The following is a 20,045-nucleotide window of genomic DNA, read 5'->3' as shown; positions in this document are numbered from 1 at the left end:
CATGACCGCAGCATTTGACGAAGAAGCACTGCGCCACTGGCTGGCCGACTATCTGGTCACCAACATCGGTTGCAGTCTCGAGGACATCGATTTCAACGCGTCGCTCAACGATCTGGGCGTCGGGTCCCGCGACGCTGTGGTGCTCTGCGGCGAACTATCGGAGCTGCTCGGCCGCAAAGTCTCACCTGTCGAACTCTGGCAGCACCCGTCGGTTGCCGAACTGGCCCGATTCCTGATCGAGCCTGACTCCGCAGACGAAGAGTCGGCACCCGAGCCCGGTCGCTTCGGCACCGACGAGCCCATCGCGGTGATCGGTCTGGGTTGCCGCTTTCCCGGTGACATCAACTCACCGGAAGCGCTGTGGCAGTTCCTGATCGACGGCGGCAACGCGGTGACCGAAGTGCCGGCCGATCGCTGGGCGCCCTTCGACGACGGGTCGGCCGAGACCGGCAACGCGATCGCTCGCACCACCCGGTGGGGCTCGTTCCTGCGCGACATTGCGGCGTTTGACGCCGATTTCTTCGAGATCTCCAGCCGCGAAGCGGTCAAGATGGACCCGCAGCAGCGACTCCTGCTCGAAGTGGCGTGGGAAGCCTTGGAGCACGCGGGAATTCCGGCGACATCGTTGCGGCGATCGCAGACCGGCGTCTATGTCGGGGCCAGCATCACCGAGTACGGCTGCCACGCGTCCGCCGACCTTCCCAACGTGGACGCCTGGAGCAACGCCGGTGGTGCCTTGAGCATCATCGCCAACCGGCTGTCGTACTTCTTGGACTTGCGTGGTCCTTCGGTGACGGTGGACACCGCGTGCTCGTCGTCGTTGGTCGCCCTGCACCTGGCGTCGCGCAGTCTGCGGACCGGGGAGTGCGAGACCGCGATTGTCGGCGGGGTGAATCTGCTGATGTCTCCGGCGGTGTTCCGCGGCTTCGATCAGAGCGGGGCATTGTCGACGACCGGCGCATGCCACGCGTTCGACGCCGACGCCGACGGATTCGTTCGCGGTGAGGGCTGCGGCGTCGTGGTACTCAAGCGCCTGTCGGACGCCCGGCGGGACGGCGACCGGGTGCTGGCGGTGGTGCGCGGATCGGCGATCAACTCCGACGGCCACTCCAACGGTCTGCTGGCGCCGAACCCGGCCGCCCAAATGGCGGTGCTGCGGTCGGCCTACGCCGATGCGGGAGTAGCACCGCAGGAAGTCGACTACGTCGAAACCCATGGAACCGGCACCCTGTTGGGTGACCCGATCGAGGCCAAAGCGCTGGGCACGGTGCTGGGCCGGGGCCGTTCCCCGCAGGCACCGCTGCTGCTCGGGGCCGCCAAGTCGAACCTCGGCCATCTCGAGGCCGCCGCAGGCATGGTCGGCTTCATCAAGACGGTGCTGGCGGTGCAACGCGGGCGCATTCCGAAGAACCTGCATTTCAACACCCCGAACCCGCACATCACGTTCGACCAGATGCGTTTGAAGGTCGTTGCCGAACACCAGGAGTGGCCTTCGTCGGATCACCCGCGGCGGGCCGGGGTGTCCTCGTTCGGATTTGGCGGCACCAACGCCCACGTGGTCATCGAGCAGGCGCCGCCCGCCAAGGTCACTGCGCGCGAAGCCGACCCGGCGGTGACCACCCTGGTGGTCTCCGGGCGGACCCCGGAACGAATCGCCGCAACAGCCCGCGACCTGGCCGACTGGCTGGACGGCGACGGTGCAGGGGTGGAATTGGCCGACGTCGCCCACACCCTCAATCACCACCGTGCCCGGCAGTCGCTGTTCGGCAGCGTGTGCGCCCGCGACCGGGGTGCGGCGATCAGCGGCTTGCAGGCGCTGGCGGCCGGTACCTCGGCCGACGGCCAGGAGTGCGGAGTCGTCGGGCCGCACGACGGCCCGTGCGGTCCGGGCACCGTGTTCGTGTACTCCGGCCAGGGCTCGCACTGGGTCGGCATGGGGCGTCAACTGCTCACCGACGAGCCGGCTTTCGCCCGGGCGCTGGCCGTGCTGGAACCGGCGTTCGTCGAACACGTCGGGTTCTCGCTGTGGCAGGTGATCTCCGGCGGCGAACCGGTCAGCGGCGACGCGCAGGTACAGCCCGTCCTGATGGGGCTGCAGCTGGCACTGACCGAGCTGTGGCGCTCCTACGGGGTGCACCCCGACGCCGTCATCGGGCACTCCATGGGCGAGGTCACCGCCGCGGTGGTGGCCGGCGCCCTGAGCCCGGCCGATGGATTCGCGGTCATCGCGGCTCGTTCACGCCTGATGTCGCAGCAGGCCGGACAAGGCGCGGTGGCGTTGCTGAACCTGGACGCCGAAGCGACCGAGGCGCTGCTCGCCGACTACCCGGATGTCAGTGTGGCGGGCTACCTCTCGCCGAAGCAGACCGTCGTGGCCGGCCCGGTGTCGCCCGTCGATGCGGTCATCGCCGTGGTGAGCGGTCAGAACAAGTTCGCCCGGCGGGTCAACATGGAAGTGGCCTCGCACACCGCGTTGATGGACCCGATCCTGCCGGAGTTGCGGGCGGCACTGGAGGGCCTGACGCCCGAAGTCGCCACCATCCCGTTTTTCTCGACCGTGACCGAAGCGGCCATGCCGGCCGGCGGCATGCCGATGCTGGACGCCGAGTACTGGGTGAACAACGTTCGCCAGCCCGCGTTGCTGACCCAGGCGGTCCGTGCGGCGGCCGGCGAGTACACCACGTTCGTGGAGGTCAGCGCCCACCCGATTCTCACGCACGCGATTGCTGACACCGTGGAGGCCCTCGGCGGTCACCACCACAGCGTCGGGACCCTGGTGCGCGACGCCGACGACGCGGTCAGCTTCCACACCAACCTCAATCGCACGCACACCACCCAGCCTCCGCAGACTCCGCACCCGCCCGAACCGCACCCGGTGTTGCCCGCCACCCCGTGGCAGCACAGCACCTATTGGATCGAGACCACGGCCGTCCGGCATGCCGGCTCCCCGGCCGGTGCCGCAGCGCAACCGGCCGCCGGCAACCCGGGAGCGGTGCCTGCGGACTGGTGGTGCGAGCTGACCTGGCCGACTGCCGAAGCAGAGGCCCGCGACACCGGCACCGAGCAGTCCTGGCTTGTCATCGGCGACAACGGCCTGAGCGCCGAGATCGGCGCCAAGCGCGGTGGCGCCGTGACGGCGCTGGATGTCGACGCCGACCCTGCCGCACTGGTTGCGGCGCTGGCCACCGCCACCCATGTCCTCTACGCGCCGTCGACCGACCCGACGGACCTGCGCGCCGAACCGGCCTACGCGGCGTTCAACGCAGCACGGCGGCTGGCCACCGTGATGGCCGAGCAGACATCGACGCCGGCGACGTTGTTCCTGTTGACCCGCAACGCCCAACCCGTCGGCGACGGTGACCGGGCCAACCCCGCGCAGGCCGTGCTCTGGGGGCTGGGCCGCAGCCTGGCCCTGGAGCACCCCGAGATCTGGGGCAGGGTCATCGACGTCGACGAGTCGGTGCCCCCGGCCGTGGTCGCCGGATACCTGCTCGCCGAGGCGGGCGCTGCCGACAACGAGGACCAGGTCGTCTACCGGGCCGGCATCCGCCGGGTGCCGCGCCTGCTCGGTGGCCGCCCGACCGGTGCCGCGCCGGTCGAATTCGACGCCGACAGTTGCCATCTGGTGATCGGCGCGACGGGCAACATCGGTCCACAGCTGGTGCGGCAACTGGCGGCCAGTGGGGCAAAGACCATCATCGCCGTATCCCGGCACCCCGGTTCACGGCTCGACGAGTTGACGGCTGAGTTGGCCTCGGCCGGAACGACACTGGTGACGGTGCCCGCCGATGCCGCCGACGAGACCGCGATGAGTACGTTGTTCGATCGGTTCGGCGCCGACCTGCCGCCGTTGGAAGGCATCCACGTGGCCGCCTTCGCGGGCGGCCCGGTGACATTGCGCGACATGACCGATGACGACGTCACCACCATGTTCCGCCCGAAACTCGACGTGGTCGCGGTGCTGCACAAGCTGTCGCTGCGACAGCCGGTGCGCTACTTCGTGTTGTTCTCGTCGATCTCCGGTATCACCGGATCGCGGTGGCTTGCGCACTACACGGCAACCACTACCTTCCTGGACACCTTCGCCTACGCCCGCCGTGCGGCCGGGTTGCCGGCCACCGCGATCAACTGGGGTCTGTGGAAGTCGTTGACCGACACCCAATCCGATGTCGAGCGTCAGGTGACCGTCGACTCCGGGCTGGAGCCGATGGTCGACGACGTCGCGATCGGGGCGTTGCCACTGGTGATCGGCGCGCGGAGCGCGGTACGGCACACCGTCGTCGCGGCGGACTGGCCACGGCTGGCCGCCGCCTACCGCACTCGGGCCGCGCTGCGCATTGTCGATGACCTGCTGGTCGTCGACACGCCGGCTGATGGCGCGGCGGCGCAGAGCACCGAGTTCCGCCGAGCTTTGACCGAGGCGGAACCCGAACAGCGCCTGGAACTGCTGCGCGAACACGTCACCGATCAGGTCGTCGCGGCCATGGGCCTGGCGTCGCGCCACGCCCTGGATCCGACTGCGGGATTCTTCCAATCCGGCATGGATTCGCTGATGAGCGTCACCCTGCAGCGGGCCCTTTCGGACAGTCTCGGCGAAACACTGCCTGCCGCAGTGGTGTTCGACTACCCGACAATCGACGCGCTGACGGGGTACCTGGCAACGATCCTGCCCGAGGTGGCAGAGGCCGCCGAGCAGGACAGCGCCGACGCCTACGACGACATGAGCGATGACGAGCTGCTCGCGCGGCTCTCGGAGAGGTTGAGTTGAGCGAGAAGAGTGCTGCGCCGGTCGGGGGGCCGGATCGTCGGGCGATTGTTGCTGAGGCGCTGCGCAAGATTGATGATCTGACGGCGCGGTTGGCGGTGGCTGAGGCCGGCGATACTGAGCCGATTGCGGTGGTGGGTTTGGGGTGTCGTCTGCCTGGTGGGGTGGATGGTCCGGCTGCGTTGTGGCAGTTGTTGTGTGATGAGGGTTCGGGCATTGTGCGGGTTCCGGCGGATCGCTGGGATGCGGATGCGTTCTATTCGTCGGATCATTCGGTTCCGGGGACGATTTGTTCTCGTGAGGGCGGGTTTTTGACGTCGTGGCAGCCTGCTGAGTTTGATGCGGAGTTTTTTGGTATTTCGCCGCGTGAGGCTGATGCGATGGATCCTCAGCAGCGGTTGTTGATGGAGGTGGCCTGGGAGGCGTTGGAGCATGCCGGGATCACCAAGGAGGCGATCCGGGGCACTGCGACCGGCGTCTTCGTAGGTATGACCACCAACGACTACACCATTCTCGCGACAGAGCAGACCAGCCCGCGCGACATCGACCCCTACCTCTCGTTTGGGAATGCGCCGAATTTTGCGGCGGGGCGGTTGTCGTATTTCTTGGGTGTGCATGGTCCGGCGATGATGGTGGATACGGCGTGTTCGTCGTCGTTGGTGACGATTCATTTGGCGTGTGCGAGTTTGCGGCGTCGGGAGTCGGATCAGGCGTTGGCGGCTGGGGTGAACCTGATTTTGACCCCGCAGAACAGTATTGCGACGTCGCGGTGGGGGATGTTGGCCCCGGATGGGCAGTGCAAGACCTTCGATGCGGCCGCTGATGGTTACGTCCGTTCTGAGGGCGCTGGGGTGGTGGTGCTCAAGCGTTTGTCGGATGCGCAGCGTGATGGTGATCGGATTTTGGCGCTGGTGCGGGGTTCGGCGGTGAATCAGGATGGGCCGTCGTCTGGTCAGACGGTGCCGTCGGGTCCGGCGCAGCAGAAGGTGGTGCGGGCGGCGTTGGAGTCGGCTCGGTTGTCACCGGCTGATATCGATTATGTCGAGGCGCATGGCACGGGGACGGCGTTGGGTGATCCGATTGAGTTGGATGCGCTCTCGGCGGTGTTTGGTGAGCGTGCTGGGTCGGCGCCGTTGGTGTTGGGGTCGGTGAAGACCAATCTGGGGCATTTGGAGTCGGCTTCGGGTGTGGCGGGGTTTATCAAGACGGTGTTGTCGGTGCAGCGGGGGTTTGTGCCGCGGCATTTGAATTTTTCGGAGTTGACGCCGAATGCGGGTGTGGGGGCGTCGAAGTTTCAGGTTGCGGGTGCGGCGATGGATTGGCCGGCGGTGTCGCGTCCGCGTCGGGCGGGGGTGTCCTCGTTTGGGGTGTCGGGCACTAATGCGCATGTGATTGTGGAGCAGGCTCCCGATGCTGAGGTTGTTGCGGCGGGTGCTCCCGAGCCGGTGAGCACGTTGGTGGTGTCGGGGAAGTCGCCGGCGCGTATCGCGGCCACTGCCGGGGTGCTTGCGCAGTGGATGACCACAGACGGCGCCGAGATCGCCCTGCCCGATGTCGCCAAGACCCTGCGGCAGCACCGGAGCCGCTACACCTACACCGCGGGTGTGTGCGCTCGCGACCGCGCCGCCGCAGCGGCCGGATTGGCCGCACTTGCTGCCGGAGACTCTGCGCCCGGCGTCGTTGAACCCCGGCCACGGCCGGCGACATCGCGGCCGGTGTTTGTGTTTTCGGGTCAGGGTTCGCATTGGGTGGGGATGGGTCGTCGGTTGTTGGCCGATGAGCCGGTGTTTGCGGATGCTGTTGCTGAGTTGGAGCCGCTTTTTGCCCGGCAGGTGGGTTTTTCGCTGCGTGAGGTGATCGAGCAGGGCGTTGAGATTTCTGGTGATGCGCAGGTGCAGCCGGTGATCATGGCGTTGCAGTTGGCGTTGGCTGCGTTGTGGCGTTCGTATGGGGTTGTTCCGGATGCGGTGATTGGGCATTCGATGGGGGAGGTGTCTGCGGCGGTGGTGGCCGGGGCGCTGACGCCGGAGCAGGGTTTGAAGGTGATCGGGGTGCGGTCGGCGTTGATGTCGCGTCAGGCCGGTCAGGGTGCGGTGGCGTTGTTGGAGTTGGATGCCGCCGCGGTCCAGGAATTGTTGGTGGGTTATCCCGGGGTTGAGGTGGCGGGGTATTTGTCGCCGCGGCAGACGGTGGTGGCGGGTTCGCCGGCGGATGTGGATGCGGTGATTGCTGCGGTGGCTGCTGCGGAGCGGTTTGCGCGGCGGGTGAATATGGAAGTGGCTTCCCATACCGCGTTCATGGATCCGATTCTTGATGAGCTGCGTGCCGAGCTGGCCGACCTGACCCCACAAATGCCGCAGATCCCGTTCATATCCACGGCGGTGGATCCTGCGGGGCCCACGCCGCGATTGGACGCGGACTACTGGGTGGCCAACGTGCGCGAGCCCGCGTTGGTCAGCCAAGCCGTGACCGCAGCGGTCGCGGAGCACGACACGTTCATCGAGATCAGCCCTCACCCGTTGCTGACCCACTCCATCATCGAGACGGCCGAAGCCGCCGTCGCCGAACCGGTGACCGTGGCCTCGACCCTGCGCCGGGGCGACGACGAAACCCTGAGCTTCCATGTTCAGCTCACCGAACTCGGCCGGCATGCCGGCGACACCAACGCTGCCAATCCCGCCAAGGCCGGCGGATTCGCCGAACTACCGACCACCCCCTGGCAGCACAGCCGGCATTGGCTCGCCCCGCGTGGACCGGCTGCTGCGGCCCTGGACGTGCATCCGCTGCTCGGTGTGCACGTCGAGATGCTCCGCGGCGGCGACCACATCTGGCAGAACGATCTGAGCATCGAGACGATGCCGTGGCTGGCCGAGCACCCGGTGCACGGACAGGCCGTGGCGCCGGCGGCGGCGCTGATCGAGATGCTGGTGGCGGCGGGCGGCGAAGCGCTCGGCCGACCCACCGAGTCGATCGCGGTGACCGGCCTACAGATCGAACAGCCGCTGGTGCTGGAGGGCGGGATGCAGGTCACCACCCAGCTCAGCGGCAGCGAGGGGCAGACCCGGGTCGAGATCCACGCCCGCGCGGCCGGCGAAGCGTGGTCCCGGCATGTGGTCGCCGACATCTCGCCGGCACCGGCCGAGCGGGCGGTCGAGGCGCCGCCGGCGCACAGTGTGCTCACGTTGCCCGACAGCGTGGCCACCCATCCCGCCTACCGCCTGCACCCCGCATTGCTCGATGCCGGGCTGCGGCAACTGGCGGCGGCTATCTCGGCCGAGGGAACCAGCTACGTACCGACGGCGGTGGCCGCGGTGCGGGTGTTCGCCACGGCTGGGCGCCAGGTTGGTTGCCACGCCGAAGTGACCAGCCACGAAGACCAGGTGGCCGTAGGCCGCGTCGTCCTGAGCGATGAGGCGGGCGCCGTCCTTGCCGAGCTCACCGGGGTCGAGCTGCGCCCGCTCGATCCCCGGTCCCTGCGGGTGCCGTTGGACCAGAAGCTCTTTACCACCGAGTGGGCTCTGGCGCCTGCACCCGATGCCGCCGGGGCTGCCGACGGCAGCTGGCTGGTGCTTGCCGAGCCGTCCGCCGGAGAACTCGCCGCGCAGTTCGGGGCGCGCCTGGGCGGGCCGAATCGCAAGGTCGTGACCGGCCCGTTCGCCGACGAACCGGCCCTGACTGAGGCGGTTGCACGTGCCGCCGCCGACCCCGCGCACCCGCCGGCCGGCATCGTGGTCTTCCTGGACCGGCGCGGATTCGACGGGGCCGACCCGGACGGCGCACTGGCTCGCGCCCGCGAGCTCGTCTGGACGGCGTCGTCGACGGCCCGCGCAGCCGTCGAGGGTTGGCCGGCTGCGACCGGGGCCAACAAGCCGCGGTTGTGGCTGGTCAGCCGCGGCGGGTTGGCCTTCGGCGATAGTGAGCCGCATGAGCCTGGGGATCCCGCTATCGGCGCGCTGAAAGGCGTGGTCCGCACCTGGCGTTTCCCCGGCGAACTCGCCCGGGTTCTCGCCGATGAGCCCGACCTGGGTGCCACCCTGGTCGACCTGGACGCCTCGGAGGACGCCGCGGCCCTGGCCGAGGCCCTGCTGGCCGAACTGGGCGCCCCGCTGCGCGACGACGTGATCGCCTGGCGCGGCGGACAGCGCTACACCGAACGCCTCACCCGGGCCACCCTCGACGATGTCGAGACGATCCAGGCCCCACAGGCCGAGGTCCGCGCCGACGGCTCCTACCTGCTCACCGGTGGTCTGGGCGGACTGGGCATCGTGGTGGCTCGCTGGCTGGTGGCCCGCGGCGCCGGGCGAATCGTGCTGAACGGCCGCAGCGAGCCCGCCGGACAGCAGCGCGCCGTCCTCGACGAACTGGCCGCCGGAACCGAGGTGGTCTTTGTCGCCGGCGACATCAGTTCACCGGGAGTAGCCGATGCTCTGGTGGCCGCGGCCCAGGAGACGGGCAAGCCGCTGCGCGGAGTCGTGCACGCCGCCGGTGTGCTCGGCGACGGGCTGGTGACGGCCGTGACCCGCGAGAGCCTGGAGAGCGTCTGGGCGGCCAAGGCCGTCGGCGCCGCCCGGCTGCATGCCGCGACCGCAGCCACCCAGCTTGACTGGTGGGTGGGTTTCTCCTCGATGGCCGCGCTCCTGGGTCTGCCCGGCCAGCTCGGCTACGCCACCTCCAACGCCTGGCTGGATGCGCTGATGGCGTGGCGGCACGCCTCTGGCCTGCCCGCGACCGCGATCAACTGGGGCCAGTGGTCCGATGTGGGTCTCGGACGGTCGATGACGCTCAGCGTCCTCGACCCGATCAGCCCCGACGAAGGCATCGAGGCACTGGATGCCGTGCTGGGCGCCGACGCCGGCCGGATCGGGGCCCGGGTCGGGGTGGGACGCCTGCGGATCGACCGCGCGGTCGCCACCTCGCCGGAATTCCGGGAGCTGACCTTCTTCGAGGATCTGGTGAGCGAGGCCTCTGAAGCCGGAGTGACGCTCGGTGCTGCTGCGACCAGTGAGCAGTTCGGCGCTGCTACCTCGGCGGCAGGCGTTCCGGACTGGTCGACCATCCCCGCCGACCAGCGGCACGGGGAATTGGTGGTCAGGCTGCAGGCTATTCTGGCCCGCGAACTTCGGACATCTGCGACAGCGGTCAATGTGGATCAGCCGTTCCCGGAGATGGGACTCGATTCCATGATCGCGATGACGGTTCTGAAAGAGACACAACAGTTGGTGGGAGTGGATTTGTCGGCGTCGATGCTGTGGAATCACCCCAGCATCTCAGCGTTGGCAACGCACCTGGTGGGACTGCTGGCGTCACGTTATGTCGAACCGGACACCACGACGGGGCAAGACGACGATGATTTGGGGTTCGGCTCATCCGGCGGTGTGCTGGACGAGTTGTTCGATCAGGTCGAGTCGGCTTCGACCGGTAGCGAGAGCGGTATTTATTGATGACGACGATCTTCAACAGGATGTCGGCCATGGGCGCCGACAAGCGGGGGGCGCTGACCGAGCAGTTCGACAAGGCATCGCGGATCGCCGCCGCCGAACCGATTGCGGTCGTCGGGATCGGCTGCCGCTTCCCGGGCGGCGCCTCGGGCCCGGACGCCTACTGGGAGCTGTTGGAGACCGGGCGCGACGCCATCACCGAAATCCCTTCGGATCGTTGGGACGCCGACGAGTACTACGACCCGGATCCGCTGGCCCCGGGCCGGATGTCGTCGAAGTGGGGTGGCTTCATCTCCGACGTTGCCGGCTTCGACGCCGACTTCTTCGGAATCTCTCCGCGCGAAGCCGAGGCGATGGACCCGCAACAGCGTCTGATGCTCGAGGTTGCTTGGGAGGCCCTCGAACACGCCGGGCTGTCGCCGGAAACCCTGTCGGGCATCCGGTCCGCGGTGATGATGGGTGTGTATTACACCGAATACCAAGGGATTTCAGCAGCCAATCCAGATGCGATCGACGGCTACTCAGCCACGGGTAACGCCCACGCCGTCGCCGTCGGCCGAATCGCCTACCTGCTGGGACTGCGCGGTCCCGCGGTCGCGATGGACTCGGCATGCTCGTCGTCGCTGGTCACGATCCACATGGCCTGCCAGAGCCTGCGCATGCGGGAGAGTGACCTGGCCCTGGCCGGCGGTGTCAGCCTCATCCTGCGGCCGGAAACCCAGATCGCCATGGCCAAGTGGGGAATGTTGTCACCGCGCGGGCGATGCCACACCTTCGACGCCGGAGCGGACGGATTCGTGCGCGGCGAGGGCGCCGGGATCGTCGTGCTCAAGCGCCTCACCGACGCCATCCGTGACGGCGACCGGGTGCTGGCGGTGGTGCGCGGCTCGGCGGTCAACTCCGACGGCAAGTCCAACGGGCTGACCGCGCCGAACACCATCGCTCAGATCGACGCGATCAGCCGGGCCCTGCGTAGTGCCGACGTTACGGCGAATTCGGTGAACCTGATCGAGACGCACGGCACCGGAACGGCTTTGGGTGACCCGATCGAGTTCGAGGCGCTCGCAGACGTCTACGGCCGCGGCACCGACAAATGCGCCTTGGGTGCGGTCAAGACCAACATCGGCCACCTGGAGGCGGCGGCCGGAATCGCCGGCTTCATCAAGGCCGCGTTGTCTGTGCAACACGGCCAGATTCCGCCGAACCTGCACTTCTCCAAGTGGAACCCGGCGATCGACCCGTCTCCGACGCGGCTGTTCGTCCCCACGGAGATGACGCCTTGGCCGGCGGCCGAGGGGCCGCGCCGGGCCGCGGTGTCATCGTTCGGGCTGGGCGGAACCAACGCACACGTGGTGCTCGAGCAGGGACCGGACCCGGTACCGGCACCGGCTTCGGCCGAACCGGTCGCCACGCTGGTGATCTCGGGCAAAACCGAAAAGCGGGTGGCGGATTGGGCCGCCACGTTGGCCGACTGGATCGCGGGCCCGGGCGCCGCCGTACCGCTGGCCGACGTCGCCAACACCCTCAACCACCACCGCAGCCGGTATGCCAAGTTCGCCACCGTCTGCGCACGCGACACCGAGCAGGCGCTGGCCGGGCTGCGGGCAGTCGCTGGCGGATACCCGGCCCCTGGAGTCGTCGGCACGCGGGCCATGTTGCGCGGCAAGGGAACCGTGTTCCTGTACTCGGGCCAGGGATCTCAGTGGGCCGGCATGGGCCGCCAACTGCTGATCGATGAGCCGGCGTTCTCCGCCGCCGTCGACGAGCTGGAGCCCGATTTCGTTGCGCAGGTGGGGTTCTCGTTGCGCCAGGTTCTCGAATCCGGCGAGCCGGTGGTCGGCATCGATCGCATCCAGCCGGTGCTGGTGGGCATGCAGCTGGCACTGACGGCGCTGTGGCGATCCCACGGAGTCGAACCGGACGCGGTGATCGGCCATTCGATGGGGGAGGTGGCCGCGGCCGTGGTGGCCGGTGCGCTGAGTCCCGCGGACGGTCTGAAGGTGATCGCCACCAGGTCGAAACTGATGGCCCGATTGAGCGGCCAGGGCGCGATGGCGCTGCTGGAGCTCGACTCAAGCGCAGTCGACGCCGCTATCGCCGAGCACCCGGACATCACCGTGGCGGTGTACGCAGCGCCGCAGCAGACCGTGATCGCCGGACCGCCCGACCAGGTCGACGCCGTGGTCGCGATCGTCGACGCCCAGGGCAAGCTGGCCCGCCGGGTCGAGGTGGACGTGGCGTCGCATCACCCGACCGTCGACCCGATCCTGGGCGACCTGCGGAGCGCGCTGGCGGACCTGAGGCCGTCCGCGCCGAAGATTCCGCTGATCAGTACCGTCGGCCAAGAAGGAACCGGCGTGCCGGCGTTCGATGCGGACTACTGGGTGCACAACCTGCGCAACCCGGTGCGGTTCGCCCAGGCCGTGACCGCGGCCGCCGCTGGGCACGCCACCTTCATCGAGGTCAGCCCGCATCCGTTGCTCAGCCACGCCATCAACGGCAACCTCGAAACCGCACGGCCCGCCGGCGACAGCGTGGTAACCGGCACCCTGCTGCGCGAGCAGCCCGAGGCACTGAGCTTCCACACCAATCTGGCGACAGTGGCACCGCCGCCTGCCGACGCGCCGCAGCCCGACGGCGGGATCGGCCGCGCCGACCTGCCGCCGCGGCCGTGGCAGCACGTCCGCTACTGGGCCGCGCCGGTCGCCGCGAACCGTCACAGCGCCGATGCACATCCGCTGCTGGGTATCCACGTCGAGCTGCCGTCGGGCCACGGCCACGTCTGGCAGGCCGACGTAGGCACCGATCTCGTGGCGTGGATGGCCCACCACAAGGTGCACGGCCAGGTCGTGATGCCCGCGACCGGCTTCGCCGAAATGGCGTTGGCGGCGGCGGGTGAGGCCTTGGGTCTGCCGCCGTCCGCCGTCGCGGTGGATCGGGTCGAGGTCGAGCAGATGCTGCGCGTCGACGAGCGGACCGAAGTCACCACCCGGTTGCTGCACGACGCCGACGGTTCCGACGAACTGCGCATCGAGATCCATTCCCGTCCGGCCGGCGGCAGCTGGTCCCGGCACGCCGTGGCCCGCGCTGCGGCGGCACAACCCGCCGCTGCGGCGCAACGTCCGGCACCCACCGGCGGCGGCACCGCGCTCTCACCGGCCGACCTCTACACGGCGCTGCGCCGTACCGGCCTGCAGCACGGGCCGGCGTTCGCCGCGTTGACCCGGATCGTGCGCAAGCCCGGCGGCGCCTCGGAGGCCGAGATCGTGCTGCCCGACGAGGCCACCGCGCACCGGGGTTACCGGATTCACCCGGTGATGCTCGACGCGGCCCTGCAATGCCTGGCCGCGGCCCTGCCCGACGAGTCGTTGATGGGTTCGGCCGGGATGGAAGAGGCCACCTATCTTCCGGTGGCGGTCGAGAACATCCGGATCTTCGGCGACGTCGGCCGCCGGGCCCGTGGGCACGCCGAGCTGGTCAGCCACGACGACGGCGGGATCCTGGGCCGGGTCACTTTGACCGACGACACCGGGGCGGTCACGGCCGAGCTGTCCGGGATCTATCTGCAGCGTGTGCAGCGTCGTACCGTGCCACTGCCGTTGACCCAGAAGATCTTCGACACCGAGTGGATCGACACGTCCGTCCCCGCGCAGCCGCCGGCAGCTCCCGATGGCAGCTGGCTGGTTCTCACCGACGGTGCCGAAACCGAAGCGCTGGCAGCCGATTTCACCGCTCGCTTCGGTGGGGACAACCGCCGGGTGATCACCGCAGACCTGGCCAGCGAACCCGCCGTGCGGGAGGCGTTCGCGCAGACCGCCGACGACCCGGACCGGCCTCCGGTCGGGGTGATCGTGTTGGCCGCTCGAGGTGCCTTCGACGGCACCGAGGTCGGCGATGCGCCGGCACGCGGTCGTGACCTGGCCTGGTCGGTCGCCTCCACGGTGCGCACCATCGTCGGCGGCTGGCACGGCACCGCGCCGCGGTTGTGGCTGGTGGGCCGCAACGGCCTGACCGTGGGTGACGAGCACGGCGACCCGTCGATCAGCGCCCTCAAGGGGCTGGTGCGGGTGCTGGCCTACGAGCACCCGGACCTGCACACCGGCGTGGTCGACCTGGACGCTTCGGCGGACCCGGCGGCGGCCCTGATCACCGAGCTGGGGTTGGCGAGCACCGACGACGTGGTGGCCTGGCGCGGGGAGCACCGCTACGCCGAACGTCTCAAGCGTGCGAACGTGACCCCCACCGGTGTCCCGACCGTGCGATCCGACGGCGCCTACGTGCTGACCGGCGGCCTGGGCGGTATCGGGCTGGTCGTCGCCCGGTGGCTGATCGACCACGGTGCCGCGCGGATCGTGCTCAACAGCCGCTCGCAGCCATCGGAGGAGCAGCGCGCCGTGCTGTCCGAACTCGAGGCGCGGGCCCAGATCGCGGTCGTCTCGGGCGATCTCGCCGCACCGGGGGTGGCCGAGAGCCTGGTTGCCTCCGCGGAACAGACCGGGCTGGCACTGCGCGGTGTCATCCACGGTGCCGCGGTCATCGATGACCAGATCGTGGTCGGTATCGACAAAGAGACGCTCGGCCGAGTGTGGGCACCCAAGGCCGCGGCCGCGCTGCGCCTGCACGTCGCGACCGTCGGCAAGGAGCTGGACTGGTGGGTCGGGTTCTCCTCGACCTCGTCGCTGCTGGGGGCACCCGGCCAGGCGTCCTACGCCGCGGCCAGCGCCTGGCTGGACGGCCTGGTGGCGTGGCGGCGGGCCGCCGGACTGCCGGCGATCACCATCAACTGGGGCCAATGGTCCGGAGTCGGTGTCGCCCAGGAGCTCAAGTTCAGCGCGCTGGATCCGATCAACCCCGACGAAGGCATGGAGGCCCTCGAGGCCATCCTCGGCGGCGATCTTTCCCGGATCGGTGTTGCCCGGCTACGCCTGGACCGGGTGGCCGCGGCCTTCCCGGAACTGCAGCAGCTCGGGTACTTCGCGACCCTGGCCGAAGAGCTCGACCTCGACGACGAGGACGACGACTGGCCCGGTCCGGAAGGCCTGAAGCAGCTCAGCGCCTCCGAGGCCACCAAAGCCGTTGTCGCACGGTTGGGTTCGCGGATCATGGCGATCATGGGCTACCCCAAGGGCAGCGTCATCGACCCGGCGAGGCCATTGACCGAGCTCGGCATGGACTCGCTGATGGCGGTGCGCATCCGTAACACCGTCCGGGGTGACTTCGGTGCGGAGCCCCCGGTGGCACTGCTGCTGCAGGGCGCCTCACTGAACGACCTGGCCGCCGACCTGGCCCGCCAACTCGGCCTCGCCGAGCAGGAGGGGGCGGACCGCGCCGGCGACGGCGGGGGTGTTCGAGGCCGAGCCCAGCAGCGTGCCGCGGCACGTCAGCGGGCCGCGGCACGGCGAAAAGTAGGAGATCGTTCGTGACCAACAATGAAGTGCCGCCCAACGCGATCGCGGTTGTCGGCATGGCGGGGCGCTTTCCGGGTGCCCGCACGCTGACCGGATTCTGGAACAACCTGCGCAACGGCACCGAATCCATCGTCACGTTGTCCGAGGACGAGCTGCGCGCCAGTGGCGTGAGTGACAAGGCACTGGCGAACCACAACTATGTGCGGCGGGCCGCGCTGCTGGACGGCATCGACGAGTTCGATGCGGGCTTCTTCGGCTTCACCCCGCTGGCTGCTCGCACCATGGACCCGCAGCACCGGCTTTTCCTGCAGACCGCCTGGCACGCCCTGGAGGACGCCGGCTACCGGCCCGGCGAGATCGAGGGATCGGTCGGCGTCTACGGGACCAGCACCACCAGTGGCTACCTGCTGCACAACCTGATGTCGCACTACGACCCGAACCTGATCATCGGCCAGGGCGTCAGCTTCGAGATGGTCAACTTGTCGTTGCAGAACGACAAGGACTATCTGGCCACCCGGGTGGCTCACCAGCTCAACCTGCACGGCCCGGCACTGTCGGTGCAGACGGCCTGCTCGTCGGCGTTGGTCGCGCTGCACCTGGCCTGCCAGAGCATCCTCAACGGCGAATGCGACATGGCGCTGGCCGGTGGTTCGTCGCTGCGGGTTCCGCACCACGTCGGGTACTGGCACGAGCCGGGCTCGATGGTCTCGGCCAGCGGGCATTGCCGGCCGTTCGACGTGCGCGCCGACGGCACCATCTTCTCCAGCGGTGTCGGTGTGGTGGTGCTCAAGTCGCTGGATGCGGCCGTCGATGACGGTGACCAGATCCACGCGGTGATCCGGGGTTCGGCGCTGAACAACGACGGCGGCACCAAGATGACCTACGCCGCGCCCACCGCGGCCGGGCAGGCCGACGTGATCGCCGAGGCGCATGCGGTCGCCGAGGTCGACGCGTCCACCATCAGCTACATCGAGTCGCACGGCACCGCCACCCCGCTGGGTGACCCGATCGAAATCGAGGGCCTGCGACAGGCTTTCGCGGTCTCCGACGAGCAGCGGTCCGGTCCCTGCTATGTGGGCTCGGTGAAGTCCAACATCGGCCACCTGGAGTCGGCGGCCGGTATTGCCAGCCTGATCAAGACCATCCTGTGCCTCAAGCACCGGGCCATTCCCGGCACGCTGCACTACACCAGCCCGAACCCCGAACTGCACCTCGAGGACGGGCCGTTCCGGATCCGCGGCGAATACGGGCCCTGGGAATCCGACGGCATCCGGCGCGCCGGGGTCAGCTCTTTCGGCGTCGGCGGCACCAACGCCCACGTCATCGTCGAGGAGTGGCCGCAAGAGGAGACCGCCGGCACCGAACCCAAGCCCGGCCCCGAGGTGCTGTTGCTGTCGGCGCGTACCGCCGAGGCACTGGCGCAGGGACGCATCGATCTGGCCGCTGAGCTGTCCGGCGGTGACGACGCCGAGGCGCCCAGCCTCCCAGACGTTGCGTACACGCTGGCCAACCGGCACCCGCACAACCTGCGGCTGGCCGCGGTCGTCGCCGATCGCGCCGACGCGGCGGCGGTGCTGAGCGCCGAAGAGAGCGAGAACGTCTTTATCGGCGAGGGTGTGGACCTCAAAGAGGTGGGCGACGCCGCCGATCGGGTGGTGTTCCTGTTCCCGGGCCAAGGCGCCCAGCACATCGGAATGGCCCGCGGGCTCTACGACAACGAGCCGGTGTTCGCCGAGTACTTCGACCGCTGCGTCGCCGGCTTCGAGACGGAGCTGGGCTACGACCTGCGCGCGATGATCTTCGAGGGCACCTCGCGAGACTTGGAGCGCACCGACCGCACCCAACCGGCCCTGTTCACCGTGGAATACGCGCTGGCGAAGCTGGTCGAGAGCTACGGCGTGCGTCCGGCGGCCCTGGTCGGCCACAGCATCGGCGAATACGCTGCGGCCACCGTTGCCGGTGTCTTCGACCTCGACACCGCAATCAAGGTGGTGGCGATGCGGGCCCGATTGATGCACGCCGCACCGCGCGGCGTCATGGTGGCCGTACCGATCAGTGCCGACGCGGTCGGCGCCTACCTGACCGAGGGTGTCGACCTGGCCGCGGTCAACGACCCGGACGGCTGCGTGGTCGCCGGGGCCGAAGCCGACATCCGCGAGTTCTCCGACGCGCTCAAGCAGGCCGGGATCAACGCGCGCCGGGTCCGGACCTCGCACGCATTCCACTCGCGCCTGATGGACTCGATGATCTCGGAGTTCACCGCGTTCCTGTCCCGGCAGACGCTGCACGAACCGCAGATCCCGCTGCTGTCGAACCTGACCGGTACCTGGCTGGCGCCCAGCGAGGCGACCAATCCCGCGACGTGGGCGCGCAGCGTACGGGCCACCGTACGGTTCGCCGACGAGATCGACACCGTGCTGAACGACCCGCACCGCGTCCTGCTCGAGGTCGGCCCGGGAGCCACCCTGACCGCGTCGGCGGCCCGCAATCCGAAGTTCGCGGGTGGGCATCGGGCGGTTCGACTGATGCGTCACCACGCGCAGAACCGCGACGACCGCGACACCTTCCTGCTGGCCCTCGGCCAACTCTGGGCTGCCGGTGTCGAGGTGGACTGGTCGGCGTTGCGTGGCGATTACCAACCCAAGCACGTCACTGTTCCGGGTTATCCCTTTGAGCGTCAACGGCATTGGCTCGAACACAATGCCGGCGCCACCTGGGTGTCCGGCTCGAGCGCCGGAAGTGGCTCCGCCGGCGGGCAGAGCAACGGTAGTGGCAGCGGCGGCTCGGCCGGGTCTTCGATCGAGGCGACGCTGCAACGCATCTGGGCGCTCTGCCTGGGTGTCGGCTCAGTGGACCGCACCGCCAACTTCTTCGACGTGGGCGGTGACTCGCTGGTGGCGATCAGCGTCGCAATGGCCGCCTCCCACGAGGGGTTGGACCTCACCCCGCAGGACCTCTATGACAACCCGACGGTGGCGGCGCTGGCCAAGGCGTTGACCGCCCGGTACACCGCTGGGGGGCTGGGGCGCCAATCGCTCGGCGAGGTCGAGCACCCGCCCGTGCCGCCGAACATCACCTACTTCCTGGAAAACGGTGTCCGCGAACACGGTCGCTGGCGTATCCCGCTGATTCTGCGGTTGCGCCCCGACGTCTCGGTCGATGCCGTCCGAGCCGTGTTGACCGCGGTGGTCAACCACCACGACGCGCTGCGGCTGCGCATCACCGAGCGGGCCGGTACCTGGGAGCAGCGGATCGTCGAACCCGGCGATTTCGGGGAGATCAGCACCCACTCGTTGCCCGAGGGCCTGACCGCCGAACACGACGCGGTGCGCACGCTGCTGGCCGAGCACATCCGCGACCAGGACCTGTCCGGCCCGCCGCTGACGGCGCTGTACATCCGAGGCGCGTCGGGTGATCTGTGCTACCTGGCGCTGAGCCTGCACGCCGGAGTCGGTGATGAGGCGTCCCGCGACATCCTGCTGACCGACATCTTCACGGCCTTCGGCCAGAAGCTGGCCGGCAACGACATCGAATTGCAGCCGGTCGGGGTGGGCTGGACCGAGTGGTCGCAGCGTTGCGCCGGGCTCGCGACCCACCCGGCGGTGCTGGAAAGCCGCGAATTCTGGTTGAAAGCAACGCAATCAGCGACGCTGCGGCTGGCCGCGGATATCGCCGAACCTCCGGCCGCCGCCGACCTGTCCAAGCTCACCACGACGCTGCCTGCCGCCGACACCAGCGAGATCGACGACGCGCGCCGGCGGCTGCGGTTGCCGATCAACGAGATCCTGTTGGCCGGCCTGAGCCGGGCGGTGGCTTCGGTGGTCGGCGAGGGCACCGTGGCCGTCGACATGGGGGGAGCGGGCCGTTCGGTGCTCAAGCCCGACGTCGATCTGCGCCGTACCGTGGGCTGGTTCACCACGCTCTACCCGGTCGCACTCGGTTGCTCCACCGAGGGCCAGGCAAGCGCCCGGCAGCTGTTGGACTCGGTTCACGAGGCGCTCGACGGCGTACCGCATTACGGGATCGGCTACGGCCTGCTCCGTTACCTGTACGCACCGACCGCGCGACTGTTCGGCTCGATTCCTCCCGCGGATATTCATTTCGACTACGTCGGCGCGATTCCCGAGCCGCCATCGCTCGGCGACGCGCCCGTGCAGTTCGACCCCGATACCGCGATGCCGGTGCGCGAGGCGATCCCGGGGCTGGGGCACGCACTGGAACTGCGGGCTTATCGCACCGGCGGTGTGCTGTACCTCGATTGGTGGCACGACGGCCGCCGGATCGAGGAGTCCGTGGTGCGCGCGATCGCCGACGGCTTCTCCACGGCGGTGATGGACCTGGTCCGCGCGGCCCTCGCCGAAGAGGACATGGCCTCGCAGGGCGAGGACGAAATGACCTTGGTCGAGTTGTCATAGGCCTTTGATTTAGGAGAGA

Annotated in this window: 4 protein-coding genes; all 4 read left to right on the top strand. The window is 68.9% G+C overall.

The window, feature by feature from the left end; all coding sequences use genetic code 11:
* Position 1 precedes the first annotated feature (1 nt).
* The 4 genes from ACKY0W_RS11705 to ACKY0W_RS11690 are packed head-to-tail and all read left to right on the top strand — an operon-like array spanning position 2 to position 20,026.
* Positions 2-4,768 carry an SDR family NAD(P)-dependent oxidoreductase gene (locus ACKY0W_RS11705; protein ID WP_409434197.1) on the top strand — a complete coding sequence of 1,589 codons (4,767 nt, stop codon included), beginning with the start codon at positions 2-4 and terminating at the stop codon, positions 4,766-4,768.
* Positions 4,765-10,206: an SDR family NAD(P)-dependent oxidoreductase gene (locus tag ACKY0W_RS11700; protein WP_409434196.1), complete on the top strand. Its 5,442-nt coding sequence runs from the start codon at positions 4,765-4,767 to the stop codon at positions 10,204-10,206. Before ACKY0W_RS11705 ends, ACKY0W_RS11700 begins: the two co-directional genes overlap by 4 nt.
* A complete protein-coding gene (locus tag ACKY0W_RS11695; protein ID WP_409434195.1) occupies positions 10,206-15,626 on the top strand; it encodes a type I polyketide synthase in 5,421 nt (1,806 codons plus the stop codon). Before ACKY0W_RS11700 ends, ACKY0W_RS11695 begins: the two co-directional genes overlap by 1 nt.
* Positions 15,623-20,026 (top strand): type I polyketide synthase, encoded by a 4,404-nt coding sequence (locus ACKY0W_RS11690; protein WP_409434194.1) that lies wholly within the window; start codon positions 15,623-15,625, stop codon positions 20,024-20,026. Before ACKY0W_RS11695 ends, ACKY0W_RS11690 begins: the two co-directional genes overlap by 4 nt.
* Positions 20,027-20,045 lie beyond the last annotated feature (19 nt).

This window comes from Mycobacterium sp. SMC-14 (assembly GCF_046250075.1).
In the GTDB taxonomy this organism is placed as follows: Bacteria; Actinomycetota; Actinomycetes; order Mycobacteriales; family Mycobacteriaceae; genus Mycobacterium.
This window is presented reverse-complemented; position numbering and strand designations above follow the sequence as displayed.

What these genes read in the sequence shown, in the direction of transcription:
- ACKY0W_RS11705 (WP_409434197.1), top strand. Translation starts at nt 2, where the DNA reads ATGACCGCAGCATTTGACGAAGAAGCACTGCGCCACTGGCTGGCCGAC.
- ACKY0W_RS11695 (WP_409434195.1), top strand. Translation starts at nt 10,206, where the DNA reads ATGACGACGATCTTCAACAGGATGTCGGCCATGGGCGCCGACAAGCGG.